The following is a 21790-nucleotide window of genomic DNA, read 5'->3' as shown; positions in this document are numbered from 1 at the left end:
AACGAGCGTCCAATTGGACGCTCGTTTTCATACTCTCGAATTAGTCTTCGTCTTGCTCGTCGTCAAGCTCTTCGTCTTCATCTAATTCTTCTTCCAGTTCATCCTCTAAAGGCTCTTCTTGAACAGAGTCACCTTCAGCGACAACTGGGACGATTGGCATACCGTTTTCATCCAGCTCGACTTCATCTTCGTCGCCTTGGATCTCATCGATACGTTGCAGACCAACCACTTTCTCGTCACTTGCGGTACGGATAATGGTCACACCTTGGGTGTTACGGCCAATGATTGACACACCGTTCGCCGGCGTACGCACTAAGGTGCCTTTGTCGCTGATCAGCATGATTTCGTCATTGCCGCCAACTTGTACCGCGCCAACAACCGCACCGTTACGCTCACTCACCTTGATCGATACCACACCTTTGGTCGCGCGGCTCTTAGATGGGTATTCAGACAGTTCAGTACGTTTACCATAGCCGTTTTCGGTCACGGTTAAGATAGCGCCATCGCCCTTAGGTACGATGAGAGACACCACTTTTTGACCTTCTTCAAGCTTAATACCGCGAACACCGGTCGCGCCGCGACCCATTGGACGCACGCCCTTGAAGTTGATTTGTGGGTTGCCTTCTTCATCCAGCACTGGGTTGCCGTTTTCATCGAGTACGGCCACTTCTTCGCCTTCTTTAAAGCGAACCACTTTACCTTCGTTCGAGAACAGCATGATCTCATCATCACCGTTGGTGATATCGACACCGATCAGTTGGTCGCCGTCTTTCAGGTTCACGGCGATAATGCCGTTAGCACGTGGGTTGCTGTAAGCTGTCAGCGCAGTTTTCTTCACGGTACCGTTAGAGGTCGCCATGATGATGTACTTATCTTCTGCGTATTCACGTACCGGCAGAATCGCAGTAATGCGCTCGCCATCGGACAACGGCAGTAAGTTAACAATCGGACGACCACGGGAAGTACGGCTCGCCAGCGGTAATTGATAGACCTTAAGCCAGTACATCTTACCGAAATCTGAGAAGCACAGGATGGTATCGTGAGTGTTGGCAACCAGCAGTTTTTCAACGAAATCTTCGTCTTTCACCTTAGTTGCGGCTTTACCCTTACCACCACGGCGCTGGGCTTGATAATCGCTCAGCGGTTGGTACTTGGCGTAACCTAAGTGTGACAGCGTCACAACCACGTCTTCTTCGTTGATTAAGTCTTCAAGACTCATATCAATTTCATTGGCATTGATGACAGTGCGGCGAGCATCACCATATTCAGCAAGAATTTCTTCTAGCTCTTCTTTGATCACTTCCATCAAACGCTCAGGGCTGCGCAGAATAAACAGCAGACCCGCGATGAACTCGAGCAGCTCTTCGTATTCGGCGATGATCTTATCGTGCTCAAGACCAGTTAAACGATGTAAGCGCAGCTCTAGAATCGCCTGAGCCTGTTGCTCAGTCAGGTAATATAAGCCATCACGGATACCGAATTCTGGCTCTAACCATTCAGGACGCGCCGCATCGTCCCCCGCTTTTTCAAGCATGCCCTGTACATGGCCAAGCGCCCAGCCCTGCTCAACCAGTTTGACTTTAGCGTCCGCTGGCGTTGGCGAAGCTTTGATCAGCGCAATAATCGGGTCGATGTTGGCCAGCGCAACCGCTAATGCCTCAAGAATATGGGCGCGTTCGCGCGCTTTACGCAGTTCGAATACGGTACGACGAGTCACCACTTCACGGCGGTGCAGGATAAAGCACTCGAGCATTTCTTTTAAGTTGAACAACTTAGGCTGACCATTGGTCAATGCCACCATGTTGATACCAAAAGAACATTGCATTTGTGTCTGGGCATAGAGGTTGTTCAGGACAACTTCACCCACTTCGCCGCGTTTGATTTCGATAACGATGCGCATACCGTCTTTGTCAGACTCGTCGCGCAGGCCGCTGATGCCTTCAATCTTCTTATCTTTGACTAACTCAGCGATTTTCTCGATGAGTTTCGCCTTGTTCACCTGATAAGGGATTTCAGTAACGATAATACGTTCACGACCGTTATCTTCGGTTTCGACTTCAGCCAGCGCGCGCATAACGGCGCGGCCGCGGCCTGTCTTGTACGCATCGATAATGCCTTTACGGCCATTGATAATCGCCGCCGTTGGGAAGTCTGGGCCTGGAATATGTTCCATCAGCTGTTCGATAGACAACGCAGGATCGGCGATCAGCGCTAAACAGCCCTTAACGACTTCGGTTAAGTTATGAGGCGGAATATTAGTCGCCATACCTACCGCAATACCCGAAGAACCGTTGATTAACAGGTTAGGGACACGTGTCGGTAATACAGCAGGAATTTGTTCTGTGCCATCGTAGTTAGGCACATAGTCAACGGTTTCTTTTTCAAGATCGGCGAGGAGCTGGTGCGCTAACTTGTCCATACGGATTTCGGTATAACGCATTGCCGCTGCGGAGTCACCGTCAACCGAACCGAAGTTTCCTTGACCGTCGACTAAGGTGTAACGCAGAGAGAAAGGCTGAGCCATACGTACGATAGTATCGTAAACCGCCACATCACCATGGGGGTGATATTTACCGATCACGTCACCGACCACACGGGCAGACTTTTTGTACGGCTTGTTCCAATCGTTCTTCAATTCACTCATGGCAAACAGCACGCGGCGATGCACAGGCTTAAGGCCATCACGCACGTCTGGTAATGCACGTCCCACGATGACGCTCATGGCGTAATCAAGGTACGAATTCTTTAGTTCGTCTTCGATATTAATTGGCGAAATAGATGATGCCAGATCAGTCATAAACTGCTCGTTCCCCTGAAAATTAGCCGACAACGTATAATCCGTATCATTGAGCGGCCCAAAAACGTGATTTGGCATTCTAACACAGTTATTTAATGTCGCCAGACCTATCCTACGTGAATTGCGAAGGATGTGGCTTAATAGATGAAAACACTGTCAATTTGCCCTTTTAAACCCGATAAAATCCGTTGTTAATGGCGAAATTGAGGCCAAGACTTGATTAATATCCGAGCAGAAAAACCGCTCTGCTTCACAAAGTGTTTAAGAATTAATGATAATTGTTGAAATTTCACTCAACCACAAAGACTTAGGATCAGCCAATACTGTGTTTATCCCCCATTGTCGTTATAATAGCCGCACAATGACAGCCGTAATAGGTAATAGCATGCAACAGAATACCAACGTAGACCCGCAGGAAATCGCAAAGTTTGAACGTATGGCCGAAACCTGGTGGGATCTCAACGGCGAGTTTAAGCCGCTGCATCTATTAAATCCCCTGCGCCTTAACTATATCGATCAGACGGCGGGCGGGATTTTTGGTAAGAAAGTGCTCGACGTCGGCTGTGGCGGCGGCATTTTATCCGAAAGCATGGCGCGCATCGGCGCGGTCGTTGACGGCCTCGATATGGGTGAAGAACCATTAGAAGTCGCGCGTTTACATGCACTGGAAACTGGCGTGAGCATCAACTACGTCAAAAACACTGCCGAGGCCCATCGAGAAGATCACCGCGAATACTACGATGTGGTGACTTGTATGGAGATGCTCGAGCATGTGCCGGATCCGCAATCAGTCATTCAAGCCTGCTGCGATATGGTTAAACCCGGCGGTTTTGTGTTTTTCTCAACCATCAACCGTAATATTAAGTCTTTTGTCGAGACCATTGTCGGCGCCGAGTACCTATTAAAGATGCTGCCCATTGGCACCCATGATCATAATAAGTTTATCAAACCTTCTGAATTGATTGCCTTAGTCGATAACACCGATCTTATCTGTAAAGATGCACTTGGGATCACCTATAACCCACTGACGGGGATCTTTAAGTACACCCCAAAGGTCGATGTTAATTATATGATTGCGACGCAAAAGGTAGATTAAGATGAGCTTAGCTGAGGTTAAAGGGGTCTTATTCGACCTTGACGGTACCCTTGCCGATACCGCGCCGGATCTGGTTCAGGCCCTTAACCTCAGTTTGTCGGATGTCGGTATCGCAGCAAAACCTCTCGCAGACATGCGTAGCGCTGCCTCCCATGGCAGCTTTGCCTTAGTCGATGCGGCGATTCCCGGTGCGGATGATTCCCTGCGCACTCAAGTACAGCAAGGGCTCCTCGCCCATTATCAAAGGATCAATGGCGACCATTGCCAGTTGTTTGATGGTATCGCCCCCCTGCTCGATTGGCTCGAGTTATGCCGAATACCGTTTGGGGTGATCACCAATAAACCCGCCCGCTTTACACGACCGCTATTGCATAAACTTAAGCTCAGCTCACGTATGCCGGTGATGATCAGTGGCGATTCCACTCGTTATCCTAAGCCTCATACCGCACCTATGCTATTGGGCGCGCAGCAGCTGCAATGCCTACCACAGCAAATCCTCTATTTAGGCGATGCCGAGCGGGATTTACTCGCGGCTCAAGCGGCGGGCATGCTCGGCGGTGTGGCGCTGTGGGGATATTTGGGTGAGGCCGATACGCCCTATGCATGGCCTGCCTATGCGCAGTTTAACTCGCCATCGAGTTTGCATTCGGCATTAAGCCAAGCATTCGCAAAATAGCGGTAACGAATTGACTCGTGCTCATTGCTCAACTGAACCTTTAATGGCGAAATTCTGCCCCCTTCGCTGGTAATGCAATTTAGGCTAAGGGTCAATCCTTGCGATCGCGATCGCTGCTTATTTTAGCGATCGATCACACAGTGAAATTTGCGCAAAAAAACGCCATCAATCTCGCACGCTAATCTCAATTTGAGCTTCAGGGTTAGTCATCACTAACGCTTTTCTTTATCCTCAAGATATCCACAAGATACCCCCTGAATTGAGACTTGCAAATAGCGGCAAACCTCACTATCTTGTATCTCAGATTATTTAAAACACCATATCTTGTGTATAGGTAGCAATCAGACACACTAGAAGTTCCCCGTTAAATCGACTATCTCCTGCATAGTCAGCAGTATTAAGGGTTTTCAGGTTGATTGTTTTACAAGGAAACGTACGGTGACTTAGTTCACCTGAACAGATATCAGAACCAAGGCCTCTCTTCAATGAATAGCAATATGACAGTCACAAAACGCTGTGGTGCACGTGAGACAATCGATCTCGACAAGATACACCGCGTAATTACTTGGGCAGCCAAGGGATTAAAAAACGTTTCTGTTTCTGAAGTTGAACTTCGCACGCATTTACAGTTTTTCGACGGGATCCCAACCGAAGCTATCCACGAAACGATCATCAAATCTGCGGCGGATTTAATTTCCCCAGAATCTCCAGATTATCAGTTTCTGGCTGCGCGCTTAGCCGTATTCCATTTACGTAAGAAGGCCTTTGGTCAGTTCGAACCGCCAAAGTTATACGACCATGTGACTAAACTGGTTGAGCTTGGCAAGTATGATATGCATATTCTGCAGGATTACACCCGCGAAGAACTCGATATCATGGACAGCTATATCGACCATTGGCGCGATATGAACTTCTCTTACGCGGCGGTAAAACAGCTCGAAGGTAAGTATCTGGTACAAAACCGTGTGACCCACGAGATCTACGAGAGCGCCCAGTTCCTCTATATTCTGGTGGCGGCCTGTTTGTTTGCCCGTTATCCAAAGGAAACGCGCCTGCAATACGTTAAAGATTTTTACGACGCGGTATCGACCTTTAAGATTTCGCTGCCCACGCCAATCATGGCGGGTGTACGTACGCCAACACGTCAATTCAGTTCATGTGTACTGATTGAATGTGGCGACAGCTTAGATTCTATCAATGCGACCGCATCGTCTATCGTGAAATACGTGAGCCAACGCGCTGGTATTGGTATCAACGCGGGTCGTATCCGTGCATTAGGTAGCCCAATCCGTGGCGGCGAAGCCTTCCATACGGGTTGCTTACCTTTCTACAAGTATTTCCAAACGGCGGTGAAGTCTTGCTCGCAAGGCGGCGTTCGTGGTGGTGCTGCGACCCTCTTCTACCCCATTTGGCACTTAGAAGTGGAATCCCTGCTGGTACTGAAAAACAACCGTGGTGTTGAAGATAACCGTATTCGCCACTTAGACTACGGCGTGCAGCTCAACAAGCTGATGTATCAACGTCTGATCAAAGGCGAAAACATCAGCCTGTTCAGCCCATCGGACGTGCCTGGTCTTTACGATGCCTTCTTCGAAGATCAAGACGAATTCGAACGTCTGTACCTGCAATATGAGCAAGACAGCAGCATTCGTAAGAAGACATTGAAAGCGGTCGAACTGTTCTCATTAATGATGCAAGAACGTGCTTCAACGGGCCGTATCTACATCCAAAACGTTGACCACTGTAACACCCACAGTCCGTTCGACTCGAAAGTCGCTCCGATCAGACAATCTAACCTTTGTCTTGAAATCGCGCTGCCGACCAAGCCGTTGAACAACATTGACGATCCAAACGGTGAAATCGCGCTGTGTACACTGTCAGCATTAAACTTAGGTGCGATCAAAAACTTAGCCGAGCTTGAGCCATTAGCCGATTTAGCGGTACGTGCACTGGATAACCTACTGGATTACCAAGATTATCCAATCAAAGCGGCTGAAATTTCATCGATGAACCGTCGTACCTTGGGTATTGGTGTTATCAACTTCGCTAACTACTTAGCGAAGAATGGCATGAAGTACTCCGATGGTAGCGCGAACAACCTGACTCACAAGACCTTTGAAGCGATTCAATTCTATCTGCTTAAGGCGTCAATGAATCTGGCAAAAGAGCAAGGTGCGTGCCCATTATTTAATGAGACCACTTACGCCCAAGGTATTTTACCTATCGATACCTACAAACGTGATTTAGATAAGATTTGCAGCGAGCCATTGCATTTAGACTGGGAAACACTGCGCCACGACATCAAACAGCACGGTTTACGTAACTCGACCCTGTCTGCATTGATGCCGTCTGAGACTTCATCACAGATCTCAAACGCGACTAACGGTATCGAACCTCCACGCGGTTTGATCAGTGTGAAAGCCAGTAAAGATGGCCAGTTAAAGCAAGTGGTGCCTGATTTTGATGAGCTGAAATACAACTACGAGCTGCTATGGCAAATGCCAAGCAACGAAGGTTACTTACAGCTCGTGGGTATCATGCAAAAATTCGTTGACCAAGCAATTTCGGCCAACACTAACTATGACCCAACGCGTTTCGAAGGCCGTAAGGTTCCGATGCAGACTCTGCTGAAAGACTTACTCAATGCCTATAAGTTAGGTGTAAAAACGCTGTACTACCATAACACTCGCGATGGTGCATCGGATCAACACGATGACATTACCAACATAGAGAAAGAAGATGACGGCTGTGCTGGCGGCGCCTGCAAAATCTAATCTTCAATGTTAACGGTTGCGGGATCCCTTTGGGATCCCGACTTATTGGAATACTCGTACCATGACCTACTCTACTTTTTGCCAAACACCCAACGATGCCACCCGTGAACCTATGTTCTTCGGACAATCGGTTAACGTCGCTCGTTATGACCAACAAAAATATGAAGTGTTTGAAAAACTGATTGAAAAACAGTTGTCTTTCTTCTGGCGCCCAGAAGAAGTTGACGTGAGCCGCGATAAAATCGATTACAACTCACTGCCAGATCATGAAAAGCATATTTTTATTTCGAACCTGAAATACCAAACGCTGCTCGACTCTATCCAAGGCCGCTCGCCTAACGTGGCATTTCTGCCCTTAGTGTCGCTGCCCGAATTAGAAACTTGGATTGAGACTTGGTCTTTCTCCGAGACCATCCACTCGCGCTCATACACTCACATTATTCGCAATATCGTGAACGATCCTTCAGTGATTTTTGACGATATCGTGGTGAATCAAGAGATCCTGCGCCGCGCGACTGACATTGCTGAATATTACGATCACTTGATCAAGCTGACCCAGGTTTACCACCTGTTAGGCGAAGGCACCCATGTGATCGATGGCGAGCCGATTGAAGTCAACACTCGCACGCTAAAGAAAGCGTTGTACCTGTGCATGATGTCAGTTAACGCCCTCGAAGCGATTCGCTTCTATGTCAGTTTTGCCTGCTCATTCGCATTTGCAGAGCGTAAGCTCATGGAAGGTAACGCGAAAATTATTCGTCTTATCGCCCGTGACGAAGCGCTGCACTTAAACAGCACCCAGCATATCTTAACCATTATGCAGGGCGGCAAAGACGATCCTGAGATGGCCGAAATTGCTACGGAATGCCAACAGGAAGCCTATAACCTGTTCCTCAAGGCCGCCGAGCAAGAAAAAGAATGGGCAAAATACCTGTTCAAAGACGGCTCGATGATAGGTCTCAACGAGCAGATCCTCTGCCAATACGTTGAGTACATCACTAACCAACGGATGAAGTCCGTTAACCTGCCACTGCCTTATGCCGAGCAGTCTAACCCACTGCCTTGGATGAAGAACTGGCTAGAAAGTGATGCAGTGCAAGTGGCGCCGCAGGAAGTTGAAGTGTCATCTTATCTTGTCGGTCAAATCGATTCGGCCGTCGACAGTGATGAATTCCTCGATTTCGATCTCTAACGGGATTTGATTGCTTATGGCTAAATCGAACCTGCTGTTAAACAACCCCTTTGCGAAGGCGCCCATTGTGCGCCTTCAAGGGCAACCTGTGCTGCTGTTTACCGAGCAGCACAATTCGTTGTTGCAAGCACTCGAAGCCAAAAAAGTGACCATTTTCTCTGAGTGCCGCAGTGGTTTTTGCGGCGCTTGCAAGACCCGTATCATTAGCGGCAGTGTCAGCTATTTAACCGAGCCTTTGGCCGAGCTTAATGCCGACGAATGTCTGCCCTGCTGCTGTATACCTAGAGAAGATTTAGAACTCGATTTATCCCCCGAAGGTGCTGCCGTGGTGACCTATCCTTGCTATTACACGCACACTCAGCCTCACACGTCTATATCACGTCAACCGTCCAACTTAAAATCAGTATCTTTGCCAATAGCACAAACATTAGAAAAATAAAAATTCTGTACGCGTCTCGCCCCGAACAGAACTAATTTCGATATTCCTTACCACCTCCACTGCAATGATTCGCAAGTGAGAGCGAAATTTGGTGAAAAATAAAACTCTTCAGCTCAGTTATCACTCTAACAGTGACAAGCATCACATAAATATCTTGATATAAGATCACCGTTCCGTAAAATGCCGTCCGCAACCATATTGCCCACAAATTTGCAGCTTTTAAAAACTAAAAAGAAACATTTTATGGGCATAATAATTACAACAATCCTAAGGCTAATAATGTTTAAGAAAACATCAATTGCCCTCATCACTATGGCGCTTTTTGGCTGTGGCGATAACGGCGAAAAAAACGACACTGTAACCCCAAATAATACCGCTCCAGTATTCACAGCTGCAGCAATTGAATCAACCAATGGCACTGCCGCAAACTTAGATATTACTACTTTGGTATCTGACGTTGACGGCGACGACTTAACCATCGCCTCACTAGGCTCCCCCACACATGGCTCAGTTGCATTTACTGGCATGGTCATCACCTATACCCCCGATGAAGACTTCGCAGGTACAGACAGCTTCACCGCAACCATCACTGACGGTAAGGCTGAAACAACGGCCACAATTACCGTTTCAGCTTTTAAAGCATTGACGATTAAAGGTAAGGTTGTTGACGAACCTGTACCAAATGCAGCGGTAAGCGTAACATTAAACGGCCAAACATTTACCGCGACTGCCGATGAAAATGGTGACTACACCATTGAGGTTAAAACCACTGACACAACCAAGTTAGTTAAAGTAGAAGCCACTGGTGATGCTAACGACACCACTGGCATCAAACTAATCAGCTTATTGGGCGCAACCAGCAGCCTTATCACCAAGGCTGGTGATGACGGCATTCTGGGCGATAATGTAGAAGATTCAACCAATGTCACTAACGTCACTTCTGCTCGCTACATTCTGGCCACAGAAGCCAACAACGGGGTTGAAATCACTACTGATGCAGAACTGGTTCAAGCAGAAAAATCTATCGATGCCACACAGTTGATTGAAATTGCAGCTGTAATCAAAGTCATCTTAGACAACCCCAATTACGCGCTTCCAGAAGGGTTCGCGAATGTTATCGACTTCGTCAGCAACAGCCAAGCATATAACACATTCGTTGATGAAGTGACCGCTGCCAACCCTGACGACAACGTTTTAACTCAGACTATCACCAGCATCCAGCAAGATCCTGAGTTAACACAAGGATTTACTGTTAACACGCTTTCGAGTAACTACATATTAGCAACTGCTGCAGCCCCTGGTTTCCTGTCTCGTGGCGGCGACTTAATGGAGTTAAATGCTGACGCTACGGGTCGTTTCACTAACGATTATGAACAGCAAAACTTCAAATGGAGCTTGAACAATAACGAATTAGCTATCACCTTTGATAATCCGTTAAGCTCGTTTGGCTATTATTCAGCTTATGAAGTGCTACCTGCAGCACTGGCAGATCAATTCGTAGCTGAGTATGGTACTCAGCAAATTGGTGGAACAACTCAAGTTACGAGCAAAACATACTCGCGCTTAATCCACGGTAAGCAAATTGATACAGTTTCTGTAACGACAACACATCGCATTATTCTTGATACTTTCTACGTCAATGGCGTAAAAATCACGCCGAATGATGTTGTTGAAACATCAACGACACAAGAGCTGATGCGTAACATGGAAGCCATCACTCCACTTGCTATCACTGTGGAAGACTTAACCGAAACATGGGCTGCACCAACCTACTACCAAAGCGCTTATGGCTTTACATACAATGGCGACCTACTTCAGTTTAATCCTGACGGTACAGGCAACGCCGTTCTAAGTGATAGAGCGTTCAATTGGGTGCTAGACAACAACACAGTTACCGTAGCATTTGCAGATAAAACAAACCTAACTGTTCAAAAAATTGACGCCGAAGGTGAATTAAGCGCACTGTCGTTAAAAACCTACGATCCAAATAACAACCTCATCGCATTTAGCTATAACTTCGGCACATGGCATGATGACGTAAATAGCAACCTAACTGCTGAAAAAATCACCAATAAAGACAATCATCTTTGGGCAACATTCGTTAATGGATGGATGAAAAGCTACTGGTCTAACGGAAGTTTCGACTTCATGAAAGGCTCAGCGTTTGGTTTTGATTTCAACGCTGATGGCACTGCTCAAACCTACAACTATTTCTACACCGACAGTGAAGAAACCGTTATAGACAAGACACTCTTAGACGGTAACTGGATAGCTGGTTCAGAAGAAAACGATCACTTATTCACCTTTACTCGTTGCTGGTCAGCAAGTAACTGTCAAACGAGAGAGTGGTTAGGACTTCAAGTCACAGATAACCAATTAATCGTTATGGAACGCGCACTAAACGCTAATGGTACGGTTGCTATTCCTGCACGTTTAAATATCTATCGTGATTGGGAAAAACTGCCAGAAAACGCTTCGGCAACAACTGCCGCTCGTCAATCATTCGTCCGTAAATAACGTAAAACGTACGATATGAAAATATCTTAGGGCAAACCTTAATCACCTAAGTATTTTTCAACAAATGATGTATGAGTGTTGTTATTCAAACGGTCCTAATATCTGGGACCGTTTTTTTGAGAAAATGCCATCTTTCGATAATAAGTAGTTGAGTTCAAATAAGTGCAACTTATTTTTAATACAAAAAACTACAATCGCATGGCAAGCTCAGCACCTTGACGAATGGCACGTTTTGCATCGAGCTCGGCGGCCACATCGACACCGCCAATCAAGTGCACAGGAATGCCCGTTGCTTTCATCTCATCGACTAAGGTGCGGTTAGATTCTTGTCCGGCGCAGAGGATAACATTATCCACGGCCAACACTTCGGTTTGCTCGCCAACGCGGATATGTAGGCCCGCATCGTTAAACTTGTCATAGCTGACGCCGGTTTTCATCTTCACATCATGCTGTTTTAGCACTAAACGGTGGATCCAGCCGGTGGTTTTACCTAAGCCTTGACCCATCTTAGAGGTCTTACGTTGTAACAGATAGACTTGTCTATGATCGCTATTATCGACTTCAGGCTCAGCTAAACCGCCCGCATGCTGATATTGCTTGTCTATACCCCACTGCTTTAACCATTTTTCAGGATTAAGCGTACTCGACTCAGATTCGCAGAGGTAATGCGCCATATCAAAGCCGATACCGCCGGCACCAATCAGGGCCACTTTGTTGCCAATCGTGGCTTGGCCCGTCAGCACCTGTTGATAATCCACCACTTTGGGGCTATTAAAACCTGGCAAGCTTAACTCGCGCGGGACCACGCCGGAAGCGATAACAATTTCATCAAACGTTTCAGTTTCCAGTACCTTAGCATCTAAAAGGGTATTTAAACGCAAATCAATTTTATGCAGTTTGATTTGATTAAGGAAATAACGAATCGTCTCGTTAAACTCTTCTTTTCCGGGGATTTTACGTGCCAGGTTAAACTGACCACCCACCTCGGATTTGGCCTCAAAGAGCACCACTTCATGGCCGCGCATCGCCGCATACACAGAAAATGCCATCCCAGCGGGGCCTGCGCCCATCACCGCGATACGTTTCTTGTTATGGGTAGGTAAGAAGTTAATTTCGGTCTCATAACAGGCACGAGGGTTGACCAAGCAAGTGGCACGTTTCAGAGAGAAAGTATGGTCCAAGCAGGCCTGATTACAGCCGATACAGGTATTGATAAGCTCTGGCGTGTTGGCCGCCGCTTTATTCACAAATTCAGGATCGGCTAGGAACGGCCTCGCCATAGACACCATATCCGCTTGACCAGAGGCAATGATTTGCTCGCCAATCTCTGGCGTATTGATACGGTTTGTGGCAATCAGAGGCACTGAAACCGATTTTTTAAGCTTTTCTGTCACCCAAGCAAAGGCGCCGCGGGGCACGCTGGTCGCAATGGTTGGCACACGGGCCTCATGCCAGCCAATCCCAGTATTGATAATCGACACCCCCGCATGCTCGAGCCACTTAGCCAGTTGCACGACTTCATCCCAAGTAGAGCCGTTATCGACTAAGTCGAGCATGGATAAGCGGAAGATGATGATAAAGTCTTTGCCCACTTTGGCGCGAATCGCATTCACAATCTCTATCGGAAATTGCGCGCGTTTTTCAAAACTGCCGCCCCATTCATCGGTACGCGTATTGGTTCGCGAACTGATAAATTGGTTGATCAAATACCCCTCAGAGCCCATCACTTCAACGCCATCGTACCCCGCTCTTTTCGCTAAAGCGGCAGAACTGGCGTAATCCTTAATGGTGGCGCGTACTTGGCGGCTCGACATGGCCGAAGGTGTAAAGGGAGTTATAGGCGACTTAATTTTACTCGGCGCCTGCGAAAAAGGATGGTAACCATAACGCCCCGCATGCAGGATTTGCATACAAATTTTACCGTCAGCCTCGTGCACCGCTTGAGTCACAATGCGGTGTTTACCCACTTGCCATGGGAAACTCAGCTGACACGCATGGGGAGTCAAGCGACCACGTAGGTTGGGTGAGATACCGCCGGTGACAATTAAACCGACGCCGCCTAACGCGCGCTCTTTATAAAACGCTGCCAGTTTCTCAAATCCGCCCTTTTCTTCTTCTAAACCCGTGTGCATGGAGCCCATTAACACACGATTTTTGAGCTGGGTGAAACCCAGATCTAAGGGTTCTAATAAATGGGGAAACGACATTCAAACATCCTTTTTAAACAAGTGATTTAAATGAGCATACCTTGAGTCAAATGTAAGCTCAACTGTTGCTAGGGGGTTAAAAGTTAAAATCCTTTACAATTGTGTTTAGCCTGTGAGGGGATTTTCAGTTAGCATTGGCACATTCGATAAGCAAAGGAGTGGCTAATGTCCGCTAACCCATCGTTTTTCAAGAGAATATGTTTATTTATATGGAACACCCTCAACGGGATCCGTAAATTCATACTCAACCTGATTTTTTTTGGCTTCCTCGCCATCATCCTCATTACTATTGGCAGCAGTGAAGATATTCAGGTCGAAGATAACTCAGCATTGGTGCTTAATCTGGCAGGTTCCATTGTCGATCAAAAACAGCAGGTCGACCCGATTGAAGCCGCACTTAAGCAAGGCAATAACGGCAGTAGCGATGGCGAAATCCTGCTGGCAGATATTATCTATGTGATTGATAACGCGACGCACGATAACAGGATCAGCACCATAGTCTTAGACTTAGCCGAACTGAAACGCGCAGGGATCAGCAAATTACAATCCATTGGCGATGCACTAAATCGTTTCAAAGAAAGCGGCAAAAAGGTAGTGGCAATTGGAAACTACTACGAGCAAAACCAATACTTTCTAGCCAGCTTTGCCGATACTATTTACCTCAATCCCCAAGGCAGCGTCTCCCTCGATGGCTTAAGTATGTATAACCAATACTTCAAGTCTGCCCTTGAGAAGCTCAAGATAAAGGCCCACATTTTCCGCGTCGGCACCTTTAAATCCGCAGTAGAACCATACATGCGTGACGATATGTCAGATGCGGCCAGAGAAGCCAGCAGCGCCCTACTCGCCGATGTTTGGCAGAGTTACACTCAAACTGTGGCGGAAAATCGCCAAATTGATGCCAATACCTTAGTGCTCGACTCGGCAAATTACCTCGCGCAACTCGATAAGGCCGAAGGCGATTCCGCCACTATGGCTATCAATATGAAATGGGTCGATACCCTAGCGACCGATGAAGAGTTCCGTAAAGTCATGCTCGATACCGTGGGTAAAGAGAAGTCGGGAGACAGCTTTAAACAGGTCAGCTTTTACGACTACTTAACCTTAGTGACGCCTTTGCCAAGTTTCGTTGAGCAAGACAGTGTCGGCATTATCGTTGCCAGCGGTACCATTTTAAATGGCAGCCAACCCGCCGGCCAAATCGGTGGTGATAGCACCGCAGAACTGTTACGCAAGGCGCGATTTGATAAGCATATCAAAGCACTAGTACTTCGAGTCGACAGCCCTGGCGGCAGCGCCTTTGCCTCGGAGCAAATCCGCCAAGAATTACTCGCCCTCAAAGCGGCGGGTAAACCTGTGGTAGTGAGTATGGGTAGCCTTGCGGCGTCCGGTGGCTATTGGATTTCGGCCAGCGCCGATTATATCTTCGCAACCCCAACCACACTGACGGGTTCTATCGGGATCTTTGGGATGATCACTACTTTCGAAGATTCACTCGCCAGCTTAGGTATTCATACCGATGGTGTATCGACCTCAGAATGGGCAGGTTTGTCAGTGACTCGTACCCTCTCGCCACAAATCGAATCGGTTATCCAGCGCCATATCGAGCGTGGCTACTTAGACTTTATCTCACTGGTCGCTAAGGAACGTAAAATGACCTTAGAACAAGTAGATAGCATCGCCCAAGGCCGTGTGTGGAGTGGTAAAAAAGCCCTAGAGTTAGGTTTAGTGGATGAGCTTGGCGATATCGACCAAGCAGTCGCCAAAGCCGCTAAACTTGCGGATTTAAGCCTGTTTGACACCCGTGTGATTGAACAAGAGCTCACGCCTGAGCAGCGTTTTGTGCAGCAAATGTTTGCCTCAGTGTCGGCCTACTTACCCGCGTCTATCAGCCATTCAACACTGCTTGAGCAAATGCTGGCGCAATGGACGGGCAACTTAAAGACCATCGCAGCCTTTAACGATCCTAACCATGTGTATGTGTATTGTGACAGCTGTGCTGTCAACTAACGCAGACTCAAGATGAAAGACACAAAAGCCCGACCCCTCGGGCTTTTTTATTGGGTTTATGCCTGCAAAATCGTATAATTAGCTCACTTGCAGCTAAGATAACGACAAGAATGACTAAACGCTCCATTTACGTCGCCTATACGGGCGGCACGATAGGCATGCAAAAAACCGCGAATGGTTTTGCTCCGGTGGCAGGTTTTTTGACCCAATGCGTCCAATCCATGCCCGAGTTCTACCATGACGAAATGCCTGAGTTTGTGATCCACGAGTACTGCCCGCTCATCGATTCATCCAATATGGCACCGACCGACTGGCAAATGATCGCCGATGATATCAAGGCCAATTACGATAAGTATGATGGTTTTGTGATCCTCCACGGCACAGATACCATGGCCTACACAGCATCGGCCTTATCCTTTATGCTTCAAGGCCTGTCAAAGCCTGTTATTGTCACCGGCTCCCAAATTCCTTTGGCACAGCTGAGATCCGACGGTCAAACCAATCTGCTTAACTCTTTGTATATCGCCGCCAATTATCCGGTGGCGGAAGTGTGTTTATTCTTTAATAACAAACTATTCCGTGGCAATCGTTCCACCAAAGCCCACGCCGATGGCTTTGATGCCTTTGCCTCGCCAAACTTCCCCTTACTGCTTGAAGCGGGGATCAAAATTAATCTGCGTGCAGGTAAAATTGCCACGCCAAGCGATAAGCCATTAGAAGTGGCTAATATCAGCCCGCAGCCCGTCGGTGTGGTGACTCTCTATCCTGGCATTTCGACGCAAATCTTTGAAAATATCCTGCAGCAACCCGTTAAGGCGCTCATTTTACTGACCTTTGGCGTGGGCAATGCACCGCAAGATAAAGCATTACTCGATACTCTAAAGCAAGCGGATGAGCGTGGAATTGTGTTGGTGAACCTAACTCAATGTTTCCAAGGCAAAGTGAATATGGGCGGCTACGCTACGGGCAATGCCCTCGCCAAAGCGGGGGTGATCAGTGGTGCAGACATGACCATTGAAGCCGCACTGGCTAAGTTGCATTATCTGCTGTCGAAAAACCTAAAGCCGAGCGAAATTAAAACGGCCATGTTGCAAAACTTGGTTGGTGAGCTCAGCCCCGACTAAATATCGAAACGCTGCGCATGAAAAAGCCCACATTAGTGGGCTTTTTATTGTTGAAGCATCACGTCTGCTATTACAGTTCGTCAGCTTTAAACTCGGCAATCGACTCGCCACGGAATTGTTTCTTCAATTCCGCCTTCGACAGCTCATTTAATTTTCCACCGGCAGCTATGGTGAAATGCTCAGTTTGGTCTAAGCGGCGCGCCTGATAGAGCATCACCACTTGTAGGGTAGATTCACGCTGGGCTTCGGTCAATACAGTGCCATCTTCCCATTTGCCTAATTCAGCGGCGCTACGCAGCCTTTCATAGACTTCTTCGGGCATTTGGTCGATTACTTGATTTATGTCGGTCATACACTCTTTCGCTTATGTAATACGATTCTAACGCGGGTAATTAAATAGCCCACAAAACCAAAGACAAAACAGATGGCGCCAATGGTCGCGCGTAAGCCTTCAGCGGGCTCACCGCCCCAAAACCAAATCACCACCCCCGCAATAAACAGCGTCATGGCGACAAAACTTTGGTTCATTAAGCTGCTGGATTTTTGGATATGACTGATCCGAGCGAGCGAGCTATTGTCACCATTGGTTTTTGCCTCACAATGCGGGCAAGCTGGCGCTTTGCTCGACATACGTTTTCGGCAGATTGGACATTCGATTAATGCCATAGTCGCACCTATCTTAACTTATCAACCACGGCGAGCATGGCAATCAATGACGCTTCGCCTAAATAAATACTGCGCTCTGGTGACCAACCCACAAACGGATCCTGCAGATTGTTGTTGTCTTTAAAAGGCATTTCTAAAGTGTTCGATAAGCAATCGAAGGTTTGTGCTACCCAATTAGAGGCCACGGTCAAGTTGGCTTGACCAGGTTCGTCTTTAGCGTAACCGAACTCTGTTTGGAAATCGGCACTGGCCAAGGTTAATGCCTGGCTAAAGTCGGCTTGCAGCTGTGCCAATCGCTCATTGTAAGCTGGCACGCCCTCACAACCCGCGAGGAATACATAAGGCAAACCTTCATCACCATGGACATCGTAAAATAAATCTACGCCCGTTTGCTGCATCTTATGCACTACATGGTAGACCTCAGGGCTTCTTTCTAAACTCGGAGTTTGCCATTCACGGTTAAGGTTAACCCCAATCGCATTGGTACGCAGATGACCTCTTACGCTGCCATCCGGGTTCATGTTAGGCACAATGTAAAAATTTGCTTTATCGAGCAACGCTTTTGCCGTTGGACAATCATTATCCAGCAAACGATTCACTAAGCCTTCGACTAACCATTCCGCCATGGTTTCACCGGGATGTTGCCTTGCGGTGATCCAAATATTGCGTTTATCAGGATTGCCATCGCCCACTTTCATCAGGGTGATATCACGGCCATCTAAGGTCAGGCCTAAATGCTCAAGATTAACATCGGGATGCAATTGTGCGTTACTGAGAAGATCTAAATGACGCTCATAGCTGTATGGCGCAAAGTATGCGATTTGAATCGCATCACAATCAAGCGCTAACTGAATGCTCAGTTTGCCGTCGATATATTGGGTTGGCACACGGAACCAATGTTGGCGATCGTAACTGGCAACCGCATGATAATCTTGCCAGCCCTTAGGATAGGAAGCCGTGCCCGCATTGATGATATTTAAGGTGTATTGATTACCCACCTCACCTTCGAATCGGAAGTTGAACCATTGATAAAACTCACCGCCCGCATCGGGACGGATTGCCAGTTGAATATCGTCTTTATTATCAAGATTAATGACTTGGATATTTCCGCCATCAAAATTGGCACTGATCCGCATAATGATTCCTACTTGGTTATTCATGTGAGGGTAATGATGCTAAATGCACATCTGCTTTAATGCCCGTTAGAATAAACCAAATCCGTATCAGGGGAAAATGAAAGCGACTAAAATTGCCTAAGAAGCCAGCAGTCGCGCTTTAATTCATCAGTGCCAAGTTTGTTAGCCTTTCACTACACATCAAGCAGAAAAACTGTATCCTTGACCACGGACCGTGTTGATTAATGTCCGCGGTAAACGGGTATTTGCTAGTTTGCGCCGCGTGTTACTGATATGCATATCTAAATTGCGGTCGAATCGGCCTAAGTCCTTCTGCAACACCGATTTTTGCAATTCCTGCTTAGTGATCACTTGCCCTTTACGCTCGAACAGATATTTAAACAGCCTAAACTCGGTTTGCGTCAGTTCCACGGCATTTTTACCTATGGTGATCCTATAGGCGGCTTCATCGAATTTGACTGGCTGAGCGGTCGCCTGCTCGATTGCCATTTGCGCCATGGGACGTGGAGATAATCGCCGCTCTAGAGCATGCAGACGCACTAATAATTCTTTTATGCTAAAAGGCTTTGTCAAAAAATCATCCGCACCAAGCTCGTAACTTCTGATCCTATCTTCCTCGTTGTCACGGGCAGATAGCATCATGATCGGCGTCATACAGTCTCTCGCCTCTAATAGGGAAAAACCATCCATTTGTGGCATCACCAGATCGAGCATAATAATGTCGGGCATAAAGCTGCGGATCCGTTTCAGCCCTTCAATGCCATTTATGGCACATTCAACCTCATGTCCCTGTGTTTTCAGCGCTTCAGTTAACCAAACTCTGAATAATGGATCATCATCGACTAACAGTATTTTACTCATCTCTAAACACCAAACGAGAATCAATATCATTTATATTACCATAACTAAAAATATGTCTCTAGCGTTAGAAGATGATTAAAAATCAGTTTTAGCTTAATTGTGATCAAGTTGGCAGCAATAGATAACGACTTGTAACCTTTTGCACTGTCTCGTCCTGAAATAAGTTGACACTTATTTCCACCTAAAACGCTCGATGAACCTCATCGGGCGTTTTGTATTTTAAGGCCAAATGTGGCCGCCGTTGATTATAGATGGCAACCGCTTCTGCCACCATTTGTCGCGCCTCCTCCAGCGTTGCGGGCTTATGTGTTAAAAACTCCTGCTTCAATATGCCGTTTACTCGCTCTGCTAAGGCATTTTGATAGCAGTCATATCCGTCTGTCATTGAGCATGTCACGCCATGTTGTGCGTGAACCGCTTGATACGCGTTTGAGCAGTACTGTATCCCTCGGTCTGAGTGGTGTATCAGCGGTTTACTTTTATCTTGTCGCTGCTTCAGCGCCCGTTTGTAGGCCGTTAGCCTGGCTGAAGCTGCTGCGTTACTGGTGCTCAGAAAAAAGCTCAATGCGCTCTGGGGGGACGACAGCGAGGAGAGCTAACCCCCTTGCCTGAGCGCATAGCATTGATTGCCTTAATCCAAGAGGCCTATACCAATGGTGCTCGCCTTTATAAGGCTTGTGCTGAAACGGGCCTCAGTAAGCGTACCTATCGACGTTGGTATCGAGAAGGTCAAGTGCAAGCTGATTTAAGGCCAACAGCAGCTCGACCAGAGCCAGCAAATAAACTCGAAGAACATGAGCGACAACAGATATTAAGTGTGTGCAATCAAGCGGAGTACGCCAGCTTACCCCCGTCGCAAATTGTGCCAACATTATTAGATAACGGGATTTATATCGCCTCGGAATCCAGCTTCTACAGAGTGTTAAATGCTCATGGTCAACTTAACCATCGTGGCCGCACTCAGGCTGCGGTCAATCGAAGCAAACCGTTGAGTTATCGGGCAGATGGGCCGAATCAAGTGTGGTCATGGGACATCACTTATTTAGCCTCAATCGTCAAAGGCCAGTTCTACTATTTGTACCTGTTTGAAGATATTTACAGTAGAAAAATAGTGGGTTACGAAGTTCATGAGCAAGAAAGTGGGGAATATGCCGCTGCGCTAATCCAACGCTGTCTGTTACGCGAGCAATGCTTTAACACGCCATTAGTGCTGCATTCTGATAATGGGGCGCCGATGAAGTCACTGACCATGAAAGCCAAGCTGGAAGAGCTTGGTATTACGGCATCATTAAGTCGGCCGCGGGTGAGTAATGACAACCCCTTTTCAGAGTCGTTATTTAAAACGTTGAAATACCGCCCACAGTGGCCGGCATCAGGCGGTGTTTTTCAAGATAGTTGTCACTCTTTGTTTAAATATTAAGCTGCATTTATTACGCCTTCTTCTGGTGCCTTATCTGGGTTGAGTGTTACAGCGCCAACCGCTTCACAATTTCTGATCTCTGTAGACCAACGCATCGGTTTTCTTTCCTTCGCCGCCTCAAGCACTTTCTTGCGCTTCGCTAAAATAGCGCCATCTTGCAGTGCATGACGTTGCCCTGGTGAGACAAAATTTAGCTGGCTGTGTTTATGCTCATCGTTGTACCAGGTTACAAACTTTTCCACCCATTCTCTTGCTGTTGCTAAGCAGCTAAAACCTGATGCCGGCCACTGTGGGCGGTATTTCAACGTTTTAAATAACGACTCTGAAAAGGGGTTGTCATTACTCACCCGCGGCCGACTTAATGATGCCGTAATACCAAGCTCTTCCAGCTTGGCTTTCATGGTCAGTGACTTCATCGGCGCCCCATTATCAGAATGCAGCACTAATGGCGTGTTAAAGCATTGCTCGCGTAACAGACAGCGTTGGATTAGCGCAGCGGCATATTCCCCACTTTCTTGCTCATGAACTTCGTAACCCACTATTTTTCTACTGTAAATATCTTCAAACAGGTACAAATAGTAGAACGGTTTTAGCTGCTTAGCAACAGCAAGAGAATGGGTGGAAAAGTTTGTAACCTGGTACAACGATGAGCATAAACACAGCCAGCTAAATTTTGTCTCACCAGGGCAACGTCATGCACTGCAAGATGGCGCTATTTTAGCGAAGCGCAAGAAAGTGCTTGAGGCGGCGAAGGAAAGAAAACCGATGCGTTGGTCTACAGAGATCAGAAATTGTGAAGCGGTTGGCGCTGTAACACTCAACCCAGATAAGGCACCAGAAGAAGGCGTAATAAATGCAGCTTAATATTTAAACAA

14 protein-coding genes and 4 pseudogenes are annotated in these 21790 nt (G+C 47.2%); 10 read left to right on the top strand and 8 right to left on the bottom strand.

Going from position 1 to position 21790, the window contains the following annotated elements; translation table 11 throughout:
* Window positions 1-40 precede the first annotated feature (40 nt).
* The gene (gyrA, locus tag N5E87_RS10230; protein WP_279775311.1) at window positions 41-2797 is read right to left on the bottom strand and encodes a DNA gyrase subunit A; all 2757 of its coding nucleotides are present in this window, start codon (window positions 2795-2797) and stop codon (window positions 41-43) included.
* Window positions 2798-3182: 385 nt separating this feature from the next.
* On the opposite strand from gyrA, the gene ubiG reads away from it, so the two are divergent.
* From ubiG to N5E87_RS10200, 6 genes are all read left to right on the top strand, one after another.
* Entirely contained in the window at window positions 3183-3893 is a 711-nt protein-coding gene (gene ubiG / locus N5E87_RS10225) for a bifunctional 2-polyprenyl-6-hydroxyphenol methylase/3-demethylubiquinol 3-O-methyltransferase UbiG (protein WP_086903968.1), read from the top strand.
* 1 nt (window position 3894) lies between these two features.
* Window positions 3895-4569: an HAD hydrolase-like protein gene (locus N5E87_RS10220; protein ID WP_279775310.1), complete on the top strand. Its 675-nt coding sequence runs from the start codon at window positions 3895-3897 to the stop codon at window positions 4567-4569.
* Between the two features lie 485 nt (window positions 4570-5054).
* A complete protein-coding gene (nrdA, locus tag N5E87_RS10215; RefSeq protein ID WP_279775309.1) occupies window positions 5055-7343 on the top strand; it encodes a class 1a ribonucleoside-diphosphate reductase subunit alpha in 2289 nt (762 codons plus the stop codon).
* A 61-nt stretch (window positions 7344-7404) separates the two neighbouring features.
* Window positions 7405-8535: a class Ia ribonucleoside-diphosphate reductase subunit beta gene (nrdB, locus tag N5E87_RS10210; protein WP_086903971.1), complete on the top strand. Its 1131-nt coding sequence runs from the start codon at window positions 7405-7407 to the stop codon at window positions 8533-8535.
* A 16-nt stretch (window positions 8536-8551) separates the two neighbouring features.
* Window positions 8552-8974: a class I ribonucleotide reductase maintenance protein YfaE gene (gene yfaE / locus N5E87_RS10205; RefSeq protein ID WP_086903972.1), complete on the top strand. Its 423-nt coding sequence runs from the start codon at window positions 8552-8554 to the stop codon at window positions 8972-8974.
* Window positions 8975-9253: 279 nt separating this feature from the next.
* Window positions 9254-11491 (top strand): Ig-like domain-containing protein, encoded by a 2238-nt coding sequence (locus N5E87_RS10200; protein WP_086903973.1) that lies wholly within the window; start codon window positions 9254-9256, stop codon window positions 11489-11491.
* A 188-nt stretch (window positions 11492-11679) separates the two neighbouring features.
* Here N5E87_RS10200 and N5E87_RS10195 read toward each other — a convergent pair whose 3' ends face one another.
* Entirely contained in the window at window positions 11680-13698 is a 2019-nt protein-coding gene (locus N5E87_RS10195; RefSeq protein ID WP_086903974.1) for an NADPH-dependent 2,4-dienoyl-CoA reductase, read from the bottom strand.
* A gap of 165 nt (window positions 13699-13863) precedes the next feature.
* On the opposite strand from N5E87_RS10195, the gene sppA reads away from it, so the two are divergent.
* Window positions 13864-15708 carry a signal peptide peptidase SppA gene (sppA, locus tag N5E87_RS10190; RefSeq protein WP_086903975.1) on the top strand — a complete coding sequence of 615 codons (1845 nt, stop codon included), beginning with the start codon at window positions 13864-13866 and terminating at the stop codon, window positions 15706-15708.
* 110 nt (window positions 15709-15818) lie between these two features.
* Window positions 15819-16832, top strand: coding sequence for an asparaginase (gene ansA / locus N5E87_RS10185; RefSeq protein ID WP_086903976.1), 1014 nt, complete (start codon window positions 15819-15821; stop codon window positions 16830-16832).
* A gap of 70 nt (window positions 16833-16902) precedes the next feature.
* Here ansA and N5E87_RS10180 read toward each other — a convergent pair whose 3' ends face one another.
* The 5 genes and pseudogenes from N5E87_RS10180 to N5E87_RS10160 form a co-directional block, all read right to left on the bottom strand.
* Complete coding sequence (locus tag N5E87_RS10180) at window positions 16903-17184, bottom strand: DUF1315 family protein (RefSeq protein WP_011716957.1); 282 nt, start codon at window positions 17182-17184, stop codon at window positions 16903-16905.
* Window positions 17181-17498: a hypothetical protein gene (locus N5E87_RS10175; RefSeq protein ID WP_039977219.1), complete on the bottom strand. Its 318-nt coding sequence runs from the start codon at window positions 17496-17498 to the stop codon at window positions 17181-17183. The genes N5E87_RS10180 and N5E87_RS10175 overlap by 4 nt, the downstream gene beginning before the upstream one ends.
* An 8-nt stretch (window positions 17499-17506) precedes the next feature.
* On the bottom strand, window positions 17507-18634 hold the full coding sequence (locus N5E87_RS10170) for a M14-type cytosolic carboxypeptidase (RefSeq protein ID WP_011716955.1): 1128 nt from the start codon (window positions 18632-18634) through the stop codon (window positions 17507-17509).
* Between the two features lie 180 nt (window positions 18635-18814).
* Complete coding sequence (locus tag N5E87_RS10165; RefSeq protein ID WP_086903977.1) at window positions 18815-19495, bottom strand: response regulator transcription factor; 681 nt, start codon at window positions 19493-19495, stop codon at window positions 18815-18817.
* A 181-nt stretch (window positions 19496-19676) separates the two neighbouring features.
* Window positions 19677-20009, bottom strand: a pseudogene (locus tag N5E87_RS10160) (integrase core domain-containing protein); the annotation flags it as partial.
* A 4-nt stretch (window positions 20010-20013) separates the two neighbouring features.
* Here N5E87_RS10160 and N5E87_RS10155 point away from each other — a divergent pair.
* Window positions 20014-20873: pseudogene (locus N5E87_RS10155) on the top strand (IS3-like element ISSpu6 family transposase); the annotation flags it as partial.
* A gap of 38 nt (window positions 20874-20911) precedes the next feature.
* On the opposite strand, the pseudogene N5E87_RS10150 reads toward N5E87_RS10155, so the two are convergent.
* Window positions 20912-21499, bottom strand: a pseudogene (locus N5E87_RS10150) (integrase core domain-containing protein); the annotation flags it as partial.
* Here N5E87_RS10150 and N5E87_RS10145 point away from each other — a divergent pair.
* A pseudogene (locus N5E87_RS10145) lies at window positions 21498-21779 on the top strand (IS3 family transposase); the annotation flags it as partial. The pseudogenes N5E87_RS10150 and N5E87_RS10145 overlap by 2 nt on opposite strands.
* Window positions 21780-21790 lie beyond the last annotated feature (11 nt).

It is taken from the genome of Shewanella sp. GD03713 (assembly GCF_029843705.1).
Taxonomy (GTDB): Bacteria; Pseudomonadota; Gammaproteobacteria; order Enterobacterales; family Shewanellaceae; genus Shewanella.
This window is presented reverse-complemented; position numbering and strand designations above follow the sequence as displayed.